The 17,644-nt window shown below is 28.3% G+C and carries 18 protein-coding genes; 2 read left to right on the top strand and 16 right to left on the bottom strand.

Annotation, left to right across the window (positions count from 1 at the left end; genetic code table 11):
* Positions 1 to 2: 2 nt before the first annotated feature.
* The 9 genes from KGF38_RS05315 to KGF38_RS05355 form a co-directional block, all read right to left on the bottom strand.
* Positions 3 to 1,262 (bottom strand): PTS ascorbate transporter subunit IIC, encoded by a 1,260-nt coding sequence (locus KGF38_RS05315; protein ID WP_054271142.1) that lies wholly within the window; start codon positions 1,260 to 1,262, stop codon positions 3 to 5.
* 133 nt (positions 1,263 to 1,395) lie between these two features.
* Positions 1,396 to 1,674, bottom strand: coding sequence for a PTS sugar transporter subunit IIB (locus tag KGF38_RS05320; protein WP_054271143.1), 279 nt, complete (start codon positions 1,672 to 1,674; stop codon positions 1,396 to 1,398).
* Between the two features lie 12 nt (positions 1,675 to 1,686).
* Positions 1,687 to 3,606: a BglG family transcription antiterminator gene (locus tag KGF38_RS05325; protein ID WP_074178473.1), complete on the bottom strand. Its 1,920-nt coding sequence runs from the start codon at positions 3,604 to 3,606 to the stop codon at positions 1,687 to 1,689.
* 181 nt (positions 3,607 to 3,787) lie between these two features.
* The gene (locus KGF38_RS05330) at positions 3,788 to 4,312 is read right to left on the bottom strand and encodes a hypothetical protein (RefSeq protein ID WP_054271145.1); all 525 of its coding nucleotides are present in this window, start codon (positions 4,310 to 4,312) and stop codon (positions 3,788 to 3,790) included.
* Between the two features lie 3 nt (positions 4,313 to 4,315).
* Positions 4,316 to 4,813, bottom strand: a complete 498-nt coding sequence (coaD, locus tag KGF38_RS05335; RefSeq protein WP_054271146.1) for a pantetheine-phosphate adenylyltransferase — start codon at positions 4,811 to 4,813, stop codon at positions 4,316 to 4,318.
* Between the two features lies 1 nt (position 4,814).
* Positions 4,815 to 5,369 (bottom strand): 16S rRNA (guanine(966)-N(2))-methyltransferase RsmD, encoded by a 555-nt coding sequence (gene rsmD / locus KGF38_RS05340; protein ID WP_054271147.1) that lies wholly within the window; start codon positions 5,367 to 5,369, stop codon positions 4,815 to 4,817.
* A gap of 58 nt (positions 5,370 to 5,427) precedes the next feature.
* Positions 5,428 to 7,485, bottom strand: coding sequence for an ATP-dependent DNA helicase RecG (recG, locus tag KGF38_RS05345; protein ID WP_161803442.1), 2,058 nt, complete (start codon positions 7,483 to 7,485; stop codon positions 5,428 to 5,430).
* 80 nt (positions 7,486 to 7,565) lie between these two features.
* Positions 7,566 to 9,209: a DAK2 domain-containing protein gene (locus KGF38_RS05350; RefSeq protein WP_054271148.1), complete on the bottom strand. Its 1,644-nt coding sequence runs from the start codon at positions 9,207 to 9,209 to the stop codon at positions 7,566 to 7,568.
* A gap of 18 nt (positions 9,210 to 9,227) precedes the next feature.
* On the bottom strand, positions 9,228 to 9,578 hold the full coding sequence (locus KGF38_RS05355; RefSeq protein WP_021385398.1) for an Asp23/Gls24 family envelope stress response protein: 351 nt from the start codon (positions 9,576 to 9,578) through the stop codon (positions 9,228 to 9,230).
* A 360-nt stretch (positions 9,579 to 9,938) separates the two neighbouring features.
* On the opposite strand from KGF38_RS05355, the gene rpmB reads away from it, so the two are divergent.
* Positions 9,939 to 10,127, top strand: a complete 189-nt coding sequence (gene rpmB / locus KGF38_RS05360) for a 50S ribosomal protein L28 (protein ID WP_003416297.1) — start codon at positions 9,939 to 9,941, stop codon at positions 10,125 to 10,127.
* A 159-nt stretch (positions 10,128 to 10,286) separates the two neighbouring features.
* Here the strand turns inward: rpmB and KGF38_RS05365 are convergent, their stop codons facing one another.
* Complete coding sequence (locus KGF38_RS05365) at positions 10,287 to 10,439, bottom strand: hypothetical protein (protein ID WP_009893656.1); 153 nt, start codon at positions 10,437 to 10,439, stop codon at positions 10,287 to 10,289.
* A 97-nt stretch (positions 10,440 to 10,536) separates the two neighbouring features.
* A complete protein-coding gene (locus KGF38_RS05370; RefSeq protein ID WP_074178475.1) occupies positions 10,537 to 11,013 on the bottom strand; it encodes an Rpn family recombination-promoting nuclease/putative transposase in 477 nt (158 codons plus the stop codon).
* Positions 11,014 to 11,232: 219 nt separating this feature from the next.
* Here KGF38_RS05370 and KGF38_RS05375 point away from each other — a divergent pair, with 219 nt between their 5' ends.
* A complete protein-coding gene (locus KGF38_RS05375; protein ID WP_074178476.1) occupies positions 11,233 to 11,994 on the top strand; it encodes a MerR family transcriptional regulator in 762 nt (253 codons plus the stop codon).
* Positions 11,995 to 12,107: 113 nt separating this feature from the next.
* Here the strand turns inward: KGF38_RS05375 and KGF38_RS05380 are convergent, their stop codons facing one another.
* The 5 genes from KGF38_RS05380 to KGF38_RS05400 form a co-directional block, all read right to left on the bottom strand.
* The gene (locus KGF38_RS05380; protein ID WP_227832257.1) at positions 12,108 to 14,444 is read right to left on the bottom strand and encodes a sensor histidine kinase; all 2,337 of its coding nucleotides are present in this window, start codon (positions 14,442 to 14,444) and stop codon (positions 12,108 to 12,110) included.
* Positions 14,416 to 15,132, bottom strand: coding sequence for a response regulator transcription factor (locus KGF38_RS05385; protein WP_054277247.1), 717 nt, complete (start codon positions 15,130 to 15,132; stop codon positions 14,416 to 14,418). The genes KGF38_RS05380 and KGF38_RS05385 overlap by 29 nt, the downstream gene beginning before the upstream one ends.
* 395 nt (positions 15,133 to 15,527) lie before the next feature.
* On the bottom strand, positions 15,528 to 16,184 hold the full coding sequence (locus tag KGF38_RS05390; protein ID WP_054271153.1) for a nitroreductase family protein: 657 nt from the start codon (positions 16,182 to 16,184) through the stop codon (positions 15,528 to 15,530).
* 54 nt (positions 16,185 to 16,238) lie between these two features.
* Positions 16,239 to 16,868, bottom strand: a complete 630-nt coding sequence (locus KGF38_RS05395) for an HAD family hydrolase (RefSeq protein ID WP_074178477.1) — start codon at positions 16,866 to 16,868, stop codon at positions 16,239 to 16,241.
* Between the two features lie 132 nt (positions 16,869 to 17,000).
* Entirely contained in the window at positions 17,001 to 17,642 is a 642-nt protein-coding gene (locus tag KGF38_RS05400) for a thiamine diphosphokinase (RefSeq protein WP_054277248.1), read from the bottom strand.
* Between the last annotated feature and the right edge of the window lie 2 nt (positions 17,643 to 17,644).

The following is a 17,644-nucleotide window of genomic DNA, read 5'->3' on the forward strand; positions in this document are numbered from 1 at the left end:
GTCTATAATACTCCTCCAAATAATGACCCCATAAATTTACTGATTATGCCAAATAAAGAAAGGTCATTACCACCAAATATTAGTATCCAGTTTTGAATAGTACCTGAGTAAATTACAGCAGATACTCCTACTAAAGCTACCATAAATATTGCAGCTACAGCTGTACCTATTATAGCTCCACGTATGCCTCCTTGTGATTCTCCTATTACGGCTGCTGCTCCACACTCAAAGAATGAAGTTATAACAAGTGGTATAAGTAACATATTAAATACATTAAAGTAGTTACATATTAAAATCATAGCTGTAGATGTTAACATGGCAACTAAAAATCCTATTAATACAGCATTTGGCTTATAATTAAATAATATTGGACAGTCAAAAGCTGGTAGCGCATTTGGCACAACTTTTTCTGATATACCTTGGAATGCAGGCATTATCTGATTTATTAACATTCTTACACCATGAAGCATTATTATAAGACCTGCCCCAAAAGAAAGACCTTGTTTTATTGCATATGTTCCAATAAATTCATTAGCATCTTTAAACGCATCTGGTATCACTATTCCAACAACTATAAACATTAGAAATACTGCCATTCCTCCACTTATAGATATTTCTCTAAAGAATGATATACTTTGAGGTATGTTTATATCTTCTGTAGACTTTTCTTTATTTCCTACTAACTTAGCAACAAATCCTGATATAAGCGCTAGACAACCTGATGGATGTCCTAGTGTAAATGACTCGTCTCCAATAACATCAAATACATACTTTCTTAATAACCAAGGCATTATTGACCAGTAAAGTGCTGATAATACTGCTGCAAAGGCTATTAATACTCCACCACTTAATCCCGCTTCAACTCCTGATGCTACAAATATAAATGGGAACCAGTAAAGCATGTGACCTGTTAAAAAAATAGTCTTAATAGGTGTAAACCTCGCTATCATTAAATGAAGAGCCAGACCTACAAACATGGCTAAACCTATAATCCCCCCATAACTTGCAGTAAAAGTTACATCACTTAAACCTTTTGTTACTGCACCACCACTTATACTCTGGAAAGCTCCATTAATTGGTGCTATTGAACTGACTAACATGCCTGTTCCAGTCTCCATGATTATGATTCCGAAAGCTGCAAGTAATGCCCCCTTTATGACATCTGATGCTTTCTTTTTCTGCAATATAAGGCCAAATGCTGCTATTAATCCAATTAGCATAGATGGATTACGTAAAATATTATTTGAAATAAAATCAAGCATTATATTTTTTTAGTGATAGGTCAACTATTTAAGTTTTGTACCACTAAATTCCTCCTCTCCCTCTTACTATTTTCAGTTTTAGTAATCTTTTATTCTATTTTACTTATCTTAAATTTATTTTTAAAAATTTATACTATTTCTTATCATTTAAAAAAGTTTGAACAACTTCTTTAACTTCTGATAAATCCATATACTTCTTAACTGGATATACTGGCACATTGCAAGTTCCTTTTAATTCATTTAATAATTCTTGACTTGTAAATATACAGTCACAATCTGTTCCTCTAGCTGAGTTTATATCTGTATTTTCTACTTCACCTTCTATATCTAACTGCTTTAAAACTTTTTGTATTGTCATTTTTAACACCATTGATGAACCTACACCAAATCCGCATACTGCTAATATCTTCATTTTTCAGTCCTCCTAATTTTGTTTATTTATAAGCTCTAGTATTGAACTTTTATTGCTATTAATTATTAACTTTATATTTTCTTCTTCATACATCATCTCTGATAGTGATGCTAATGCTCTAATGTGAGTAGTATTATCTATAGCAGCCAGTACCATGAATATGTTTACTGGCTTTCCTAATAAGTCAACTTCTTCTTCTACTATAAGTAAAGACATCGCTAGCTTGTTTACTCCCTCTTTAGAACTTGCATGTGGTAGAGCAAATCTGTCAGCTAAAACAATATAAGGTCCATATTTTTCAACTGATTTTATCATATTCTCTACATATAACTCTTCTATAGAATTATCTTCTAATAAGGGTTCTGAGGCTATTTTTATTGCCTCTTTCCAATCTTTAACACTACTTACTATGTTAACTCTTTCTTCATTAATTAATTCCTTTAACATTGGTTGATACATCTCTCCTTCATCTATCTTGTGTATTATGTTTAATAAATCAGACTTTAGTGCTTCTTCATTATTAATAACTCCATTTTTTCTTATAACTTGCATTATTAGTTCAAGATTGAAATATTTATCATTTTCCTTTACACTTATGAGTTTATTCATAAGTAATTGAATATCTGATGCTGTTAAAAGAGGATTTACAACTATTACATTACTTACATCTTGTATATCGATAGTCGTAATTATGTAATCGTAGTATACTTTTACTTCTTTCAGTTGCTTAATAGACACTATCCCCACTATTTCTATAGTTGGTATATATTTGTATAGCTGTATTTCCAAGCTTTTCGATACCATAAGACCATTAGGACAAACTAATAAAACTTTATTTCTTCTTAGACCATTATCTCTAGACCCTCTTAGGTATCCACCAAAATATGCTGCTATAAACCCTATTTCCTCTTCCCTTATACCCTCAAATATAGGAAACTCTTCTTCATTCTCTATAATTGATTTTATAATTTTATAAAGTGACTCATGTTTATACTTTGTTTCATCTAGCATGGGGTTGCTAATAGGGAACTTAAATCTTATTCTGTTGTAAGAAGAATGTAGATGTCTTAAAATGTTTTTCTTAAATTCATGCTTACTTTCTAATTTTATTGCTGTATTCACTTCAAACTTGTCTATAAGTTTATCTACATATTCTTCAACAACATCTCCCTTAATTTCACTATTTAAACTAGGTAGTGAACTTACATAAGTACATACATAAGCCTGTTCATTTTCATTTGCTTCTTCACATAGAAGGTCTTTACAATTATTAAAGTAACTAATTTTTTTAGCTTCATTTAGGTATTTATATGAGTATAATGTTTTCCCATCTCTTATCCTTTTATTTACAAATTCTGTAAACTTAGTTAGATTTAATAAAGAATAATCTGTAAGATTTATATATCCTTTTGTATCAAATTTAGTGACTTCCTCACTTATACAATTAATTTCTAGTACATTTTCTTGTGTAAGTAATAAAAATAGTTCTCTAATAGCATATTCATCACCTATAATTTTGTATTTTCCATTATATTCTAGTTTTAATCCCATTGTCTGAAGGTATTTTTTTACATCAGTTATTGTCTGCACTACTGTATTTTTTGAAAGTAACATTTCATTTGTTAGTTTTTCTATAGATATCTTTTCACCAAGTAATATTTTGTTTAATATAAAAGTTCTTCTATAGTCACTATCCAAAAACTTATCTTCTTCAGTTGAAATTATTTTTCTTGCATTAACTAAGTTACCTTCAAATGTAAATTTGTGTTTTACATTTTTTATATTACCATTTTTTCCTAGTTGTTCATTTATAGCTAAGATATCATAATAAATAGTTCTCTTTGATACATTAAACTTTTCTTGTAATTCTTGTGATGTTACATTATTATTTTTAATAATAAAACCTAATATTTTTTTAGCCCTTTCTTTCATACTACCTCCTTAATTTTATTATCTATATTTTCTATATATAATTCCATACCAAATAATTGCACATGATTTTATAATTTTGCACATTTTAACTCTAATCTAAAAGAATTTCTATAATAAAAAAGAGCTATCACAAATCATTTAAAATTATTTGTATGATAGCCCCACTTTATTCATTTAAAATTTACTTTTTAGGTCTAAGTTCATTCTTATCTCTTTTTACTTCTTCTAATATTTCCTTCAAATTATACTCAACACTAGAAAGCACATCTTCTGCATATTCAATTGACCCAATTCTTATCTCATTTGCTATTCTTTCAGCTCTCTCAACTATCTCCTTAGCTCTTTGGTCTGCTTGAACAACAGGTTCACTTGATTCTACATATGCTTTTACCACATCTTCAGAATTTTTCTTTAACTCTTCTATATTCTCATGATACTCTTGTTGTATTCTTTCAGCTTCTTTTTTTGCTTGTTCAACTATATTTGCAGCATCTTGCTTAGCTTGGCTTATTATTTTATTTCTTTCTCTATTAATCCATACTGCTTGTGTCACTTCCTCTGGTATCAAAGTTCTTATGTCGTTAATTATGGCTAAAACTTCGTCTTTATCTACCGTACATTTATGTGAGAAAGGAATCGTAGAGGCGCTTCTGAATATCTCCTCTAATTGATCAAATAGTTCAATCATTTCTAAATCTATCTTCATATATCAATTACCCCCAGTAGTTTTTTTCTTTAATTCTTCCAAAACAATCTTTGGAACCAAATTTTTTATATCAGCATCAAAGAGCAAAACCTCTTTTATCAAAGATGAGCTTATAAATGAGTATTTTGTACAGCTTGGTAAAATTATAGTCTCTATATTTGGATTAAGTTCTCTATTCATATGAGCCATTTGAAGTTCATAATCAACATCAGCGCCACTTCTCACACCTCTAACTAGCGCTCCAATCCCATTTTCCTGACAGTAATTTATTAATAAACCATCAAAAGTTACAACTTTTATATTATTTAAATGGCTTGTACTTTTTTCTATAAGCTTTACTCTCTCATCAAAGCTAAATAGACCTTTTTTATTAGGATTATTTAATACTCCTATTTGTAATTCGTCAAATAACTTAGAAGCCCTGCAAATAATATCTAAATGTCCATTAGTAATTGGGTCAAAGCTTCCTGCAAATATAGCTTTTCTAGGTTTATTTTCCATATTATGCCTCCATCTTATAAAAAGTTAATGTAGTATTTCCATATTTCTTATCTCTAGTTTTTTCTAATTTACATATTTTGTCTGGAAACAAATCATTAGTATCATGTTCTACAACTATTATTCCATCTTCATTCAACAGATTAGAATTATCAATTTTTTCAATAGCTTCTATAAACATATTTTTATAATATGGAGGGTCCATAAAAATTATGTCAAATTTACTATTTTGTGATTTAAGCTTGTCTACAGCAGTTTTAAAATCTAGGTTTAAAATAATGCTTTCATTTTCAACTCTTGCCTTTTTTATATTAGACTTAACAATATCTATGCTTTCCTTACTGATATCTACAAAAGTACATGCCTTGGCTCCTCTAGATAAACACTCTATTCCTAAAGAACCCGTCCCAGCAAATAAATCCAGAACTTCACTTTCCATTATATATGAATTTATTATATTAAATAGAGATTCTTTTACTCTATCTGTAGTTGGCCTTACATCTTCATTTTTTGGAGTATTTAGTTTTAATCCTCTCGCTTTTCCTGAAATTACTCTCAATATGACAATCTCCCTTCATCACATTATTACATTAATAATATTTTAACATAATCTAAAATTAATTTAATGAAATTTCTTTCAATGTATCTTTAAATTTATCTATAATTTCTTTTTTAAGTGGCATATTTTCTTTCAATTGTAGATTATTATCTTCACCTAATATATATCTAGCTTCTTGTTGAGCTAACTTTAATATTTTTATATGTTTAAACAAGTTTGCTACTTTGAGTTCTGGAAGTCCATGTTGCCTTGTTCCAAAAAACTCGCCAGGTCCTCTTATTTCTAAATCCTTCTCTGAAATCTTAAAACCATCATTTGTCTCTTCCATTATAGCCATTCGCTGTCTGCATACTTCTGTTTTAGAATCATAAATTAGTACACAATACGATTTATGACTTCCTCTCCCAACTCGTCCTCTAAGCTGATGTAATTGTGCAAGTCCAAATCTCTCTGCATTTTCTATTATCATTAGTGTTGCATTTGGCACATTGACACCAACTTCTATAACTGTTGTTGATACTAAAATATCTATTTCTTTATTTTTAAAACGACCCATTACTTCGTCTTTTTCACTTGACTTCATTTTACCATGAAGCAATCCAAGCCTTAAATCTTGGAAATATTCAGCTCTTAATTCCTCTACAAGTTCAACAGCTGATTTAGCTTCTATGGCTTCACTTTCTTCTACCAAAGGACATACAATATATACCTGTCTGCCTGCTTCAACCTCTCTTCTTACAAGGTTATTATAGGCTCTATCTCTTTTATTCTTTTCGATAGCAAGTGTTTCTATTGGTTGTCTCCCTGGTGGAAGTTCATCTATAATAGAAATATCTAAATCTCCATAAAGTATAAGTGCTAAAGTTCGAGGTATTGGTGTAGCTGTCATTACTAATATATCTGGATTTGCACCTTTCATTGAAAGCTTACTTCTTTGCATAACACCAAATCTATGTTGCTCATCTGTTATAACTAAACCAATATTGTTAAATTCAACCTTGTCTTCTATTAGTGCATGTGTTCCTATCAATATATCAATTTCATTATTTTTGATTTGTTCTAATACTGTATCCTTTTGTTTTTTTGTAAGGCTACCTATTAATAAGCCTACATTTATTCCAAAATCTTTCAGAGATTCAGTAAGAGAAATATAGTGTTGTCCTGCTAATATCTCTGTAGGTGCCATCAAAGCGCCTTGATATCCATTTAAAACGCAATTTGCAAGTGCCAAAAGGGCTACTACTGTCTTACCACTCCCTACATCACCTTGAACTAACCTATTCATTATTTTATCAGAATCCATATCTTGTATAATTTCATCCAATGCTCGATTTTGAGCTTTAGTCAATTTAAATGGTAAAGAACTTATTATGTTTTTTAAATCTTTACTTATTTCAAATTTTATTCCATCTTCTTTATTTCTTCCACTTTTAAATACAAATAATCCAAGTTGTAGTATAAGTAATTCTTCAAATACAATTCTATATAAAGCTATTTTTAATGATTCTTTATTGCTTGGAGAATGTATATTTCTAACTGCAAAATCTATATTACATAGTCTATACTTCTCTATAATTCTCTTTGGCATATATTCTTGTATAATTAGTTCTTTATCTTCAAGTACTGTTCTAATTATACTCATAATTTCTTTATTTGTAACACCATATGTAAGCTGGTACACAGGCATAAATCTACACGTATTCTTAGGTGAATTAGTAAGATACTCTAACTCACATGATGTAAGCTCTAAATTATTAAATTTTTTCTTAACCTTACCAAAAACTAATATTGAATCACCTGGACGAAATGTATTTTTTATATAACTCTTGTTAAAAAACACCAATTTAGCTGAACCAGTCTCATCTTTTACATCAATTTTTGTCAATGTCATACCTTCTTTTGGACTAAACGTATTTATACTTGATATGACTGCTTTTATTGTAACTTTCTCATCATCCTCTAATTGTGCTATTTTCTTTAGATTATTTCTATCTTCAAACTGTCTTGGAAAATAATACAATAAGTCTTTTAAAGTAAATATTCCCAATTTATTCAGCTTATCAGCTTTTTTAGGTCCTATCCCCTTAACATATTGAACATCTTTATATAAATCCAACAAATATATCACCTACTACACAAAAATCCTGTACAACCAACTTTATAAAAGCTACTTGGTCATACAGGTTCTTATAATCATTATTCAACTGAAATTAAGTAATAATAAAGAGGTTGTCCTCCATAATATAATTCTACATCTACATCTTCAAACTTTTCTTCTAAAGAAGTACGTAGTTCATTTGCTTGAGATTCTGTAACATCTTCACCAAAGAATAATGTTATTATAGCAGTATCTTCATCAACCAACTTTTCAATAAGGTTTGATGTTACTTCATCCACATAATCTCCTGCTGATAATAAATTTCCTTCTGCAATTCCAATTATATTACCTTCTTTAACATCAATTTCATTCATTACTGTATCCCTAACAGCAAAAGTTACTTGACCTGATTTAACTGAGTTTAAAGCATCCATCATAGCTTCTTTATTCTCATCTTCACTTAACTCTCCATTAAATGTTACTAATGCAGCAAATCCTTGAGGTGTGTTTTTTGTAGGTATAACTATTATATTTTTCTCACTCAATTCTTTAGCTTGATTAGCAGCCATTATTATATTGCTGTTATTTGGGAAAATAAATATATTTTTAGCATTTATATTATTTATGGCATTCATAAAATCTTCTGTGCTTGGATTCATAGTTTGACCACCTTCTATTATATGGTCAACTCCAAAGTCTTTAAATATATTTGCCAATCCTTCACCCATAGAAGTAGCTATAAACCCAAACTCTTTTTCTTCTTCTAAAGGTTCCTCTTCTTTTTCTTTCTTCTCTTCTACATCTAATAATGTATTTTCATGTTGTAACTTCATGTTTTCTATTTTTATAGTTAATAATTGACCATACTTTAGAGCTTCTTGAAGCACATTTCCTGGGTCATTAGTGTGTACATGTACCTTTATGACTCCATCGTCTCCAACTACTGCTAAGCTATCACCATAAGCCATCATTATATCTCTTATTTTAGTGTCTTCTACCTTAGAACTTTCTAGTATAAATTCTGTACAATAACAATATTTTATATCATCTGTACTAGTAGTACTCTTTGCAAAATCCATACTTGCTGAAGTATTAACATCCAAGTTAGCATTTTTTATTTCTATATCATTTCCCTTTATAGAAGCTAACATTCCTTCGTATATAAGTACAAGACCTTTTCCACCAGAGTCAACTACACCAGCATCTTTTAGATTTTTTAGAAGGTCTGGAGTTCTTTCTAATGAAGCATTAGATTCCTTTACAAGCATACTTAAAAACTTTACTATATCTTTTTCTTTTTTGGCAGCTTTTATTGCAAATTCGCCACTTTCTCTAACTACAGTAAGTATAGTTCCTTCAATTGGTTTTATGACAGCTTTATATGCTGTATCTGAGCCATTTTTAAAAGCTTTTGCTAAATCATCTGTTGATAATTTACTTTTTCCTTCTATAGACTTAGCTATACCTCTTATTATTTGCGAAAGTATAACTCCTGAGTTTCCTCTAGCTCCCATTAAAGAACCTTTAGATAATGCCTTTCCTATGTCCGATATGTTATCAGTTTCCACTTTTGCTAATTCTTTTAAGGCATAAGATATAGTTAATGACATATTAGTCCCTGTATCTCCATCTGGTACAGGAAATACATTTAACTTGTCAACCAAATCTTTATTGTTTTGGAGATTGTTTGCACCTGAAATAAACATCTCTCTTAACCTTTTACCATCTATATACTGAATCATTTGTTTCCTCCTATGAAATTACTTAACTCTTATTCCTTGTACATTAATATCAATTCTAGTGACTCTTACGCCAGTCATTTTTTCAACTACATATTTTACTCTATCTATTATATTATTGGCAACAGTAGATATATTTGTACCATATTGTATTATAACATAAAGTTCTATTGCTATGGCATCTTCTTCAACTTCTTCAACTCTAACACCTTTAGTAGCGTTTTCGCCTTTTAATAACTCTACTATTCCTTTGGATTTATACGCTAAACCTACTAAACCATAACTTTCCATTGCAGCTCTATATATGACTTGAGCTATTACTTGATTATCTATTTCTATACTTCCATATTGATTCGTTACCTTTGCACTCATGGTTGACCCCCTTAAGCTTATTTTTATTAAAAATACTTCTTAATTTATTTTTTACTATTTTTACTTATTTATTATATAAAATTATAATCATATCATACTATAAATATGGTATAATTTAAACCTAGAAAAGTTTTTGGATAAAATTTCTTCTATAGTATATATATTCAAAGAAAAATAATAATTATTTTCCAAATATATTTACTTTATATAAAATTATATATATAATTTTATATGATAATAAGAAATTCTTCAATATGTGTAAGGCAAATATATATTTCTATTGCAAATTTTTGTTATTTATGATAATATAAATATGTTTTTAGTCTTTAAATAGTTATCATTTTAAGGAGGTGTGCGTAGATGGCAAAAGTATGTAGCGTATGTGGTAAAGGTAAGGTTTCTGGAAACCAAGTATCACACTCAAATAAACATAATAAAAGAACATGGTCAGCTAACTTAAGAAGCGTAAGAGCGATTATAGATGGAGCTCCTAAGAGAGTAAAAGTTTGTACTAGATGTTTACGTTCTGGTAAGATTGAAAGAGCTTAGTAACCACGTTTAAAAGCCTACTTCCGTAAGTAGGCTTTTTAATTTAATCATTTTTACTCTTTCTCATGAATTTTAAGACTATATTTGAAATCCATTTTGGTAACTTTATTGTTACTACTTTCATCAATACTCACCCCACACTTTATAGTTAAAATTATTTTAACAAAAAAATAATAATGCTCCACATCCAATAAGTATTAATGCGGTAAGTGCTGACCAAATCCAGCCAGGAAGCAACATAGACAAAATTACAGCCATTCCTGTTGCCAGACATAGTATTCCTAGCAATACCTTAGACTTGTTATTTCTCATGGAACACCTCCACATAGAACTTGTATCTATAAATATTTTCATATTCAAGTTTATGCGATAGTTTTCCATTTTAGACCAACAAACATAATATGTAATTTTAATTTTTTATACTAGAATTATTACTCTCCTCTGATATAGATTCTATCATATCTAAAATACCTCTTTTTCTGCTTAATCTTTCAGGTCCACTATATAAAACCACTGGTATAACTTTGGGAAGTTTAAAATTCTTGTCTTCAATTTCTTCAAGACTCTTTTTCATAATAAAGCTTTTCCAAATTTGCTCTCTATATGATTTTAATCTTGATACAATATCAGTATCCATTTCTGTTTGAAACTCCAGTACTATATAATGTGATACCTTATGATTTTTAGAAAAAACCTTATATATTATATCAACTTCCTTTCCTTTATATTCACATATAAAAGATGTTTCTAACTCTATATTTTTAAGAGTTAATTCTTTTGCTATTGAGACACTTGTAAAATTTTGAATCAAACTTAAAAAACTTTCTTTATCTGAATACATTCTTATATACTCTTCTCGTTTTTCGTTGCTTCTTTTTAAATTCATACAGTTCCTCCTAGATTACAGACTCTCTATATTTCAATAAAGAAAATCTATAAATATTATTTTTTTAATTTTCACTAGTGAGTATTGACACTTGTGTGTAAAATATCCAGTAAATATATTTTTTTATATTTTTATTAAAAGATATGAATTTTTATATTTTAATATATTGACATTGACGTTGCGTAAAAGTGTATATTTAATTTATAGGAGGTATTACTCATGGAATATACAGTTCAAAAATTAAGCAAAATAGCTGGTATAAGCACTAGAACACTTAGATACTATGATGAAATTGAACTTCTTAAACCACTTAAAATAAATTCGTCAGGTTATCGTATATATGGTCAAAATGAAGTTAATAAACTACAACAAATACTTTTTTATAGAGAATTAGGCATTAGCTTAGAAAATATAAAGAATATTATAAATTCACCAACTTTTGACAGTCTAAATGCATTAAAAGAACATCACAACAAGTTACTAGCTAAAAGAAAACAAATTGACTTGTTAATAGAAAATGTAAATAAAACTATAGCTTTAAGGGAGGGAAAATACAATATGACAGATATAGAAAAATTTGAAGGTTTTAAAGAAAAAATGATTGATGAAAATGAAAAAAATTATGGAACTGAAATTAGAGAGAAATATGGTAAGGATGCAGTAGATGCATCAAATAAAAAATTTAAAAATATGTCTAAGCAAGATTATGAAGATTGGCAAAACTTAAATATTGAAATAATTGCTAAACTCAAGAAAGCTTTTAAAACTGGTGATGCTTCTAATGAACTTTCTCAGGAAGTTGCAAGATTACATCATAAGTGGTTGAGTTACACTTGGAATACATATTCTAAGGAAGCTCATGCCTCTTTAGCGCAGATGTATGTATATGATGAACGCTTTACATCATACTATGATAAAGAACAGCCTGGGCTAGCAAAGTTTTTGAGAGATGCTATAGTAATATATACAAGAGATAATTAGTAAGTTACTCAATTCTACAGACCAAAAATGGTGAATCCTATATATTAGGATTCACCGTTTTTATTTTAACAAATTGTAATTATATTTTAATATTGTACTTATAAAAATTTACTTTAGTTTTTATTAAAAGTAATTGTAACTTTAAATAAATCACCATCCACACTTATATTCATCTTTCCACCCTGCAACTCTACAAAACTTTTTGCTATTGCTAGACCAAGTCCAGAGCCTTCTGTATTACGTGACTTATCCCCTCTTACAAATCTCTCCATTATATCATCTACACTAAAATCAATCTCAGTTGCAGACATATTCTTAAGCATAACAGTTACTTTATTATCTGTTTCTAAAATATCAATATACACTCTTGAGCTTGGCATTGCATACTTACTTATATTCATTATAAGATTTTCAAATACTCTAAATGTACGCTGACTATCCAGTGGTAATATTATCTTTTCACTAGAAAAATTATTTTTTAATATTAGAGATGAATCTGTAATTTTGTCATCTAATTCTAAAAGTGTCTGTTTCATTAGAGATACAATATCCACATTTACTATATTCAAATGTACATCTCCACTATTTACCTTACTTACTTCAAACAAATCTTCTATTAAATGTTGTAATCTTTGTGATTTTCTATCCAATGTATCAATGTACAATCTACGATTTTCTTCTGTTATATTTTCATCTTTTAATAAATCTATATAAGTGATTATAGATGTTAAAGGTGTTTTTAAGTCATGTGATACATTTGATATAAGCTCTGTTTTCATCTTTTGACTCTTAACTTCTTCATCAACAGCTTTTTTAAACCCAGTTTGAATATTTCCTAGTTCATCTTTTATAGGATTAAAAAATCCTAAATCTTTTTCCATATTTACTTCTAAGTTTCCATCTGAAATTTTCTTCGTAACATCTAAAAGTTGATTATATTCACATACTGTCTTTTTAGAATAATCAGATAGTACTTTAAATAAAACTATTGAGTAAATTATTGCTAGTATTATCCCAAAGAACCACATACTACACATTATAACTATAATTAATAAGTTTACTCCAAGAATTATAACTATAGTTTTATTTGGTTTTTCTTTCAAATCTATTGTTCTAATTTTATTAATAGCTTTTTTTCCTACTTTTTTAAACCATACAAGGAACATTCCTGTTATAGTACTCTTTACAAAATACTCTCTTATTCCAACATTTAAAATATATTTTAAAAGTGTTATAAATACAAATATTATTGAGAATATTACAAACCAATAAGTTAGATTCATCAAGCTTACCAATATACTTGCCATTTTAGCACTTATATCATTATTTATTAGATACTCTACATAATTTCCATTCAAGGTACCACTTATTATTCCAGTTGGATATAAGTCTACAATCCCCTGTACAATAACAACAGCAATAAAAAGTATCTCTAATGGTATTTTTGATAATGTATCAAATCCCATTAATTCCTTAGATTTTCTATATGGGAATGCCAAAGCTACAATCACGACTATAGCTAATATAATTTTTAAAATCATTCCAGAAATTTTATAATAAGAATTATTTTCTACATTGTTTATATATGCACTTATATTATCACTGTTATAAATACTTCCATAACCATACTCTGTACTATCATCTTTGCTTATTACTTTAGGCACAGCATATACTACTGTTACATTTTTTATTGGTGTTAGTTTATATGAAATTGAATTTCCACCTAAATTGGTATTCATTAAATCTTCTCTTGCTTTAGATAGCAACATTTGGTTAATAACTTTTTGATTTACTCCATAAGAATCGACAACATTTACTTTTCCATCTTTATCAAAATTCATTGCAACATAAAATCTATAATTATCCTTTATATCCTTAAGCTTACTTTGTCTCTCTTCATTGCTCATTGTTGTATTTTTTGTCTGACTTTCATCAGAATTTTCTCCTGAACTATCATTCTTTGTTGTATCAAGAGCCCTTAATTCTTTATCTTCATTGAAAAGTTCGAAATTTTTTTCTTTATCAAGCAAATAATATTTTAAATTTTTTCCTGAATTATTAATAAAAGACTCCCAACTTTCAAAGTTTTCATTAAAATCTGCATTAATACTATCATCTGTATAATAGCTTTCTGAACCATCATATAAGTTTTTTTCTTTACTTACATTTTTTATATAGTTTATAGTCTCTTCATTTATAAAAAGCTTTGATGGTTGTATCATTTTACCTTCTTGATCTTCTTTCATATTATGATATAAAACATAACTACCTTTATATATATCATCTACAAAACCTTCTTGTTCAAATGGATTCTTAGCTCCACCTTTAGCACCTGCTTGTATAGTAGAATATTGACTAATCATACCTAATGATGCTGATAACATGAGTATAAAAACTATAATAGTAACTATATATTTATCTTTAAATTTTTTCAATTTTGTATCCAACACCCCACACCACCTTCAAATATTTTGGATTTTTTGGGTCTATCTCTATTTTTTCCCTTATATTCCTAACATGTACCATGACTGTATCTGTATTTACAGCATTCTCATTCCAAACTCTTTCGTATATTTCATCAGCAGAAAAAACTCTTCCTGCATTTCTCATAAGTAAACTTAGTATTTTAAATTCTATAGGAGTTGTTTTTATATATTTTCCATCAATACTAACTTCTTTCGTGTTTTCATTTAATTCTAATCCACCTATTACAAATACACTGTCACTAGTTTCTACACTTTGCTCTTTATCTCCAATCATGTTTAGATACTTAGTATATCTTCTAAGTTGTGAATTAACTCTAGCCAATAACTCTAATGGTTTAAAAGGCTTTGTCACATAATCATCTGCTCCTATGTTAAGTCCCATTATTTTATCAACTTCCTCTGATTTTGCAGATAACATTATTACTGGGAAATTATGATTTTCTCTAAGTTTCATGGTAAGTGTTATTCCATCCATTTTAGGCATCATTATATCAATTATAGCTAAATGTATTTCTTGGTCTTCTATAACTTTAAGCCCTTCCACTCCATTGTACCCCTTAAAAACATTATATCCTTGATTTAATAGATATATTTCTATAGCATCTGCTATTTCCTTTTCATCTTCTACCACCAAAATATTATATGAATTCATTTTAATCTCCTTTTATTAATTAATTTGAAAGTTTTCTTTACATCTATGATTATACAATATGATAGAAGTTTTTCCATTTTTTTATAGATTTATATCTCTTGATTTCAGTTATTTGAACTTAATTCTCATTTTAAAAACCTCCCTCTAGCACAATTTAGTATTGTTTTATTTTGTTTATATACTTAATATTAAAGTTAAAAACTAAAGATATTATACATACTTTTCTAAAGATTTTCTAAAGATTTAAAGACGTTCAACATTAATATACACAAAAAAAGTAGCTCTTATTGTATTAATCAAATCAATGATTTGAAATATAATATCAATAAAATCTACTTTTTAACTTTTAACATACTTATTTTTATTTTAATTTATTTTTATAAAAATCATTATTTTTACTTTATAAATGTACATATTTCTTCTACTGGCTTTTTAGATGGACTCTTTAGGTTGTCTTCTGGTACTCCAAGAGCTAACATTGCGCCTAAAAAATACTCTCCCTTTTCAAATCCAGTTTCTGCTTCTAAAATGGCTTCTATCTCATCTGCTGCATAGTTTTGACTTGTCAACCAACAAGAGCCATACCCTAATTCAATTGCTGATAATGTAAAGTTTTCAATTGCAGCACCTAAACTTTGCATACCTGGATTTCTTATAAATAACTTATCTATAGTCTCTTTAGGTGCATCTATAAGCTCTAATTCATAATACCCTGATGGATTATATACTTTTGTAAAAACTAATACTAAAACTGGAGCTTTTAAGTAGAATAATGTAAAGTTTGGTACAAACTTTCTAAATCTATTAGCTTTTTCTACTGATACTTTATCCATTTCTACAAGTATTTCTTGTTGTTTTTTAGTTATTACATCTGCGATTTTTTCCATTAAATCACGTCTCTTTATAACTACAAAATGCCAGTTTTGAATATTTTTCCCTGATGGAGCTGCTCCAGCTGCTTTTATCATTTTTAAAATATCTTCATCTGAAACATCTTCATTTTTAAATTTTCTTACACTTTGTCTTTTAAAAATAGTATCTTGTAATTCCATTTTTAAATCCCCCCATAACTTTTTTATTATATTAATATAATCTTTAAACTCACCTTATTTTAATATATCATGTTCTAATAAATCTTTAAATGAGTCTATAGAATATTCATATCCATCCACATTTCCAAATCCATATTTTGCATATATAAAAGGTATATTCACGAACTTAGCACTATTTGCATCACCTTGAGTGTCTCCAATATAAATTGGATTACTTAATTTATTTCTATCGATTATAAGCTTATTATTCTCACCTTTATGCAAACCAGTATTTCCAGGACATTCAAAATCTATAAAATACTGTTCTAATTTATGTGCTTTTAAAAAAGATTCTATATATCCAGCCTGACAATTACTTACTATGAATAATTTATATTTTTGAGATAACAACTTCAGAGTATCTTCTATATCGTCAAATAACTTAGCTCCATTTTCAGATAAATAGTCACATTCTTTTAAAGAACATTCATTCAATAAATTCTTTCTTTCTTCTTCATTTAGATTTGGAAATAAACGATTAGCTATTTCATCAAAAGAAAGACCCATAACACTTCTAAACAACTCTCTTGTGACATTTAAGTCTATATCTTCATGTTTATTTAAAACATCCTGCCAGACCTTGCATACTTCTTCAGTTGAATCCCATAATGTTCCATCTAAATCAAAAATAATACTATCTACCACAAAAAAATCCCCCTTATGTCCAAAATTTATCATATATTTATAATTATATACTAAAAAACAGATACAATCATAAATATATTTTACTTGATTGTATCTGCTTTGTAATATAAAATCAATTGTCAAAATCGATTTTTATAAATTTCTAACTACAAGTGCACACCCTTGCTCTACTTTAATTCTGCAAGAATCACTTAGCATAACATTTGACATTCCAATAGGCACAGAGTATTTCATATAATAGTTATCTAGAGGATATTCTAAACCAGTAAGTGTTACCCCTTTAGCATCTCCTTTTATAGCTATTACAGAAATAGTGTCACCTGCATTGCCATATAAGGTAATTTCCTCATTCATAACTATATACATTTCTTCTTTATCTGATAGTATTCTAGAATATATACCATCTTCTTTTAGATAGTATAATAGATTTACATTGGTAATTGTATGGTCAATCCTTCCACCTAAAGCTCCAAAAAAATCAATATGATTTGCTTTAAGAGTCTTAGCTAAAAAAAGACAAAGCTCTGTATCAGTCTCATCTTTCTTAGATGGAAATTTTTCAAATTTAACACCTTTGTTTCTATAGAAATCTACCTTTTCTTCTTCCACTGAATCTAAATCGCCTAATATATAATCTGGCATGATTTCCATTTTGTAGGCATGATTTGCCCCTCCATCTGCACATATTATATAGTCATAACATTCTTTAGTTATAATATCTCTTGTAATTTCGTAATCTTCAATTTCTCCATTTAAAATAATACATATTTTCATTA

It is taken from the genome of Clostridioides sp. ZZV14-6387, assembly GCF_020657835.1.
In the GTDB taxonomy this organism is placed as follows: Bacteria; Bacillota; Clostridia; order Peptostreptococcales; family Peptostreptococcaceae; genus Clostridioides; species Clostridioides difficile_A.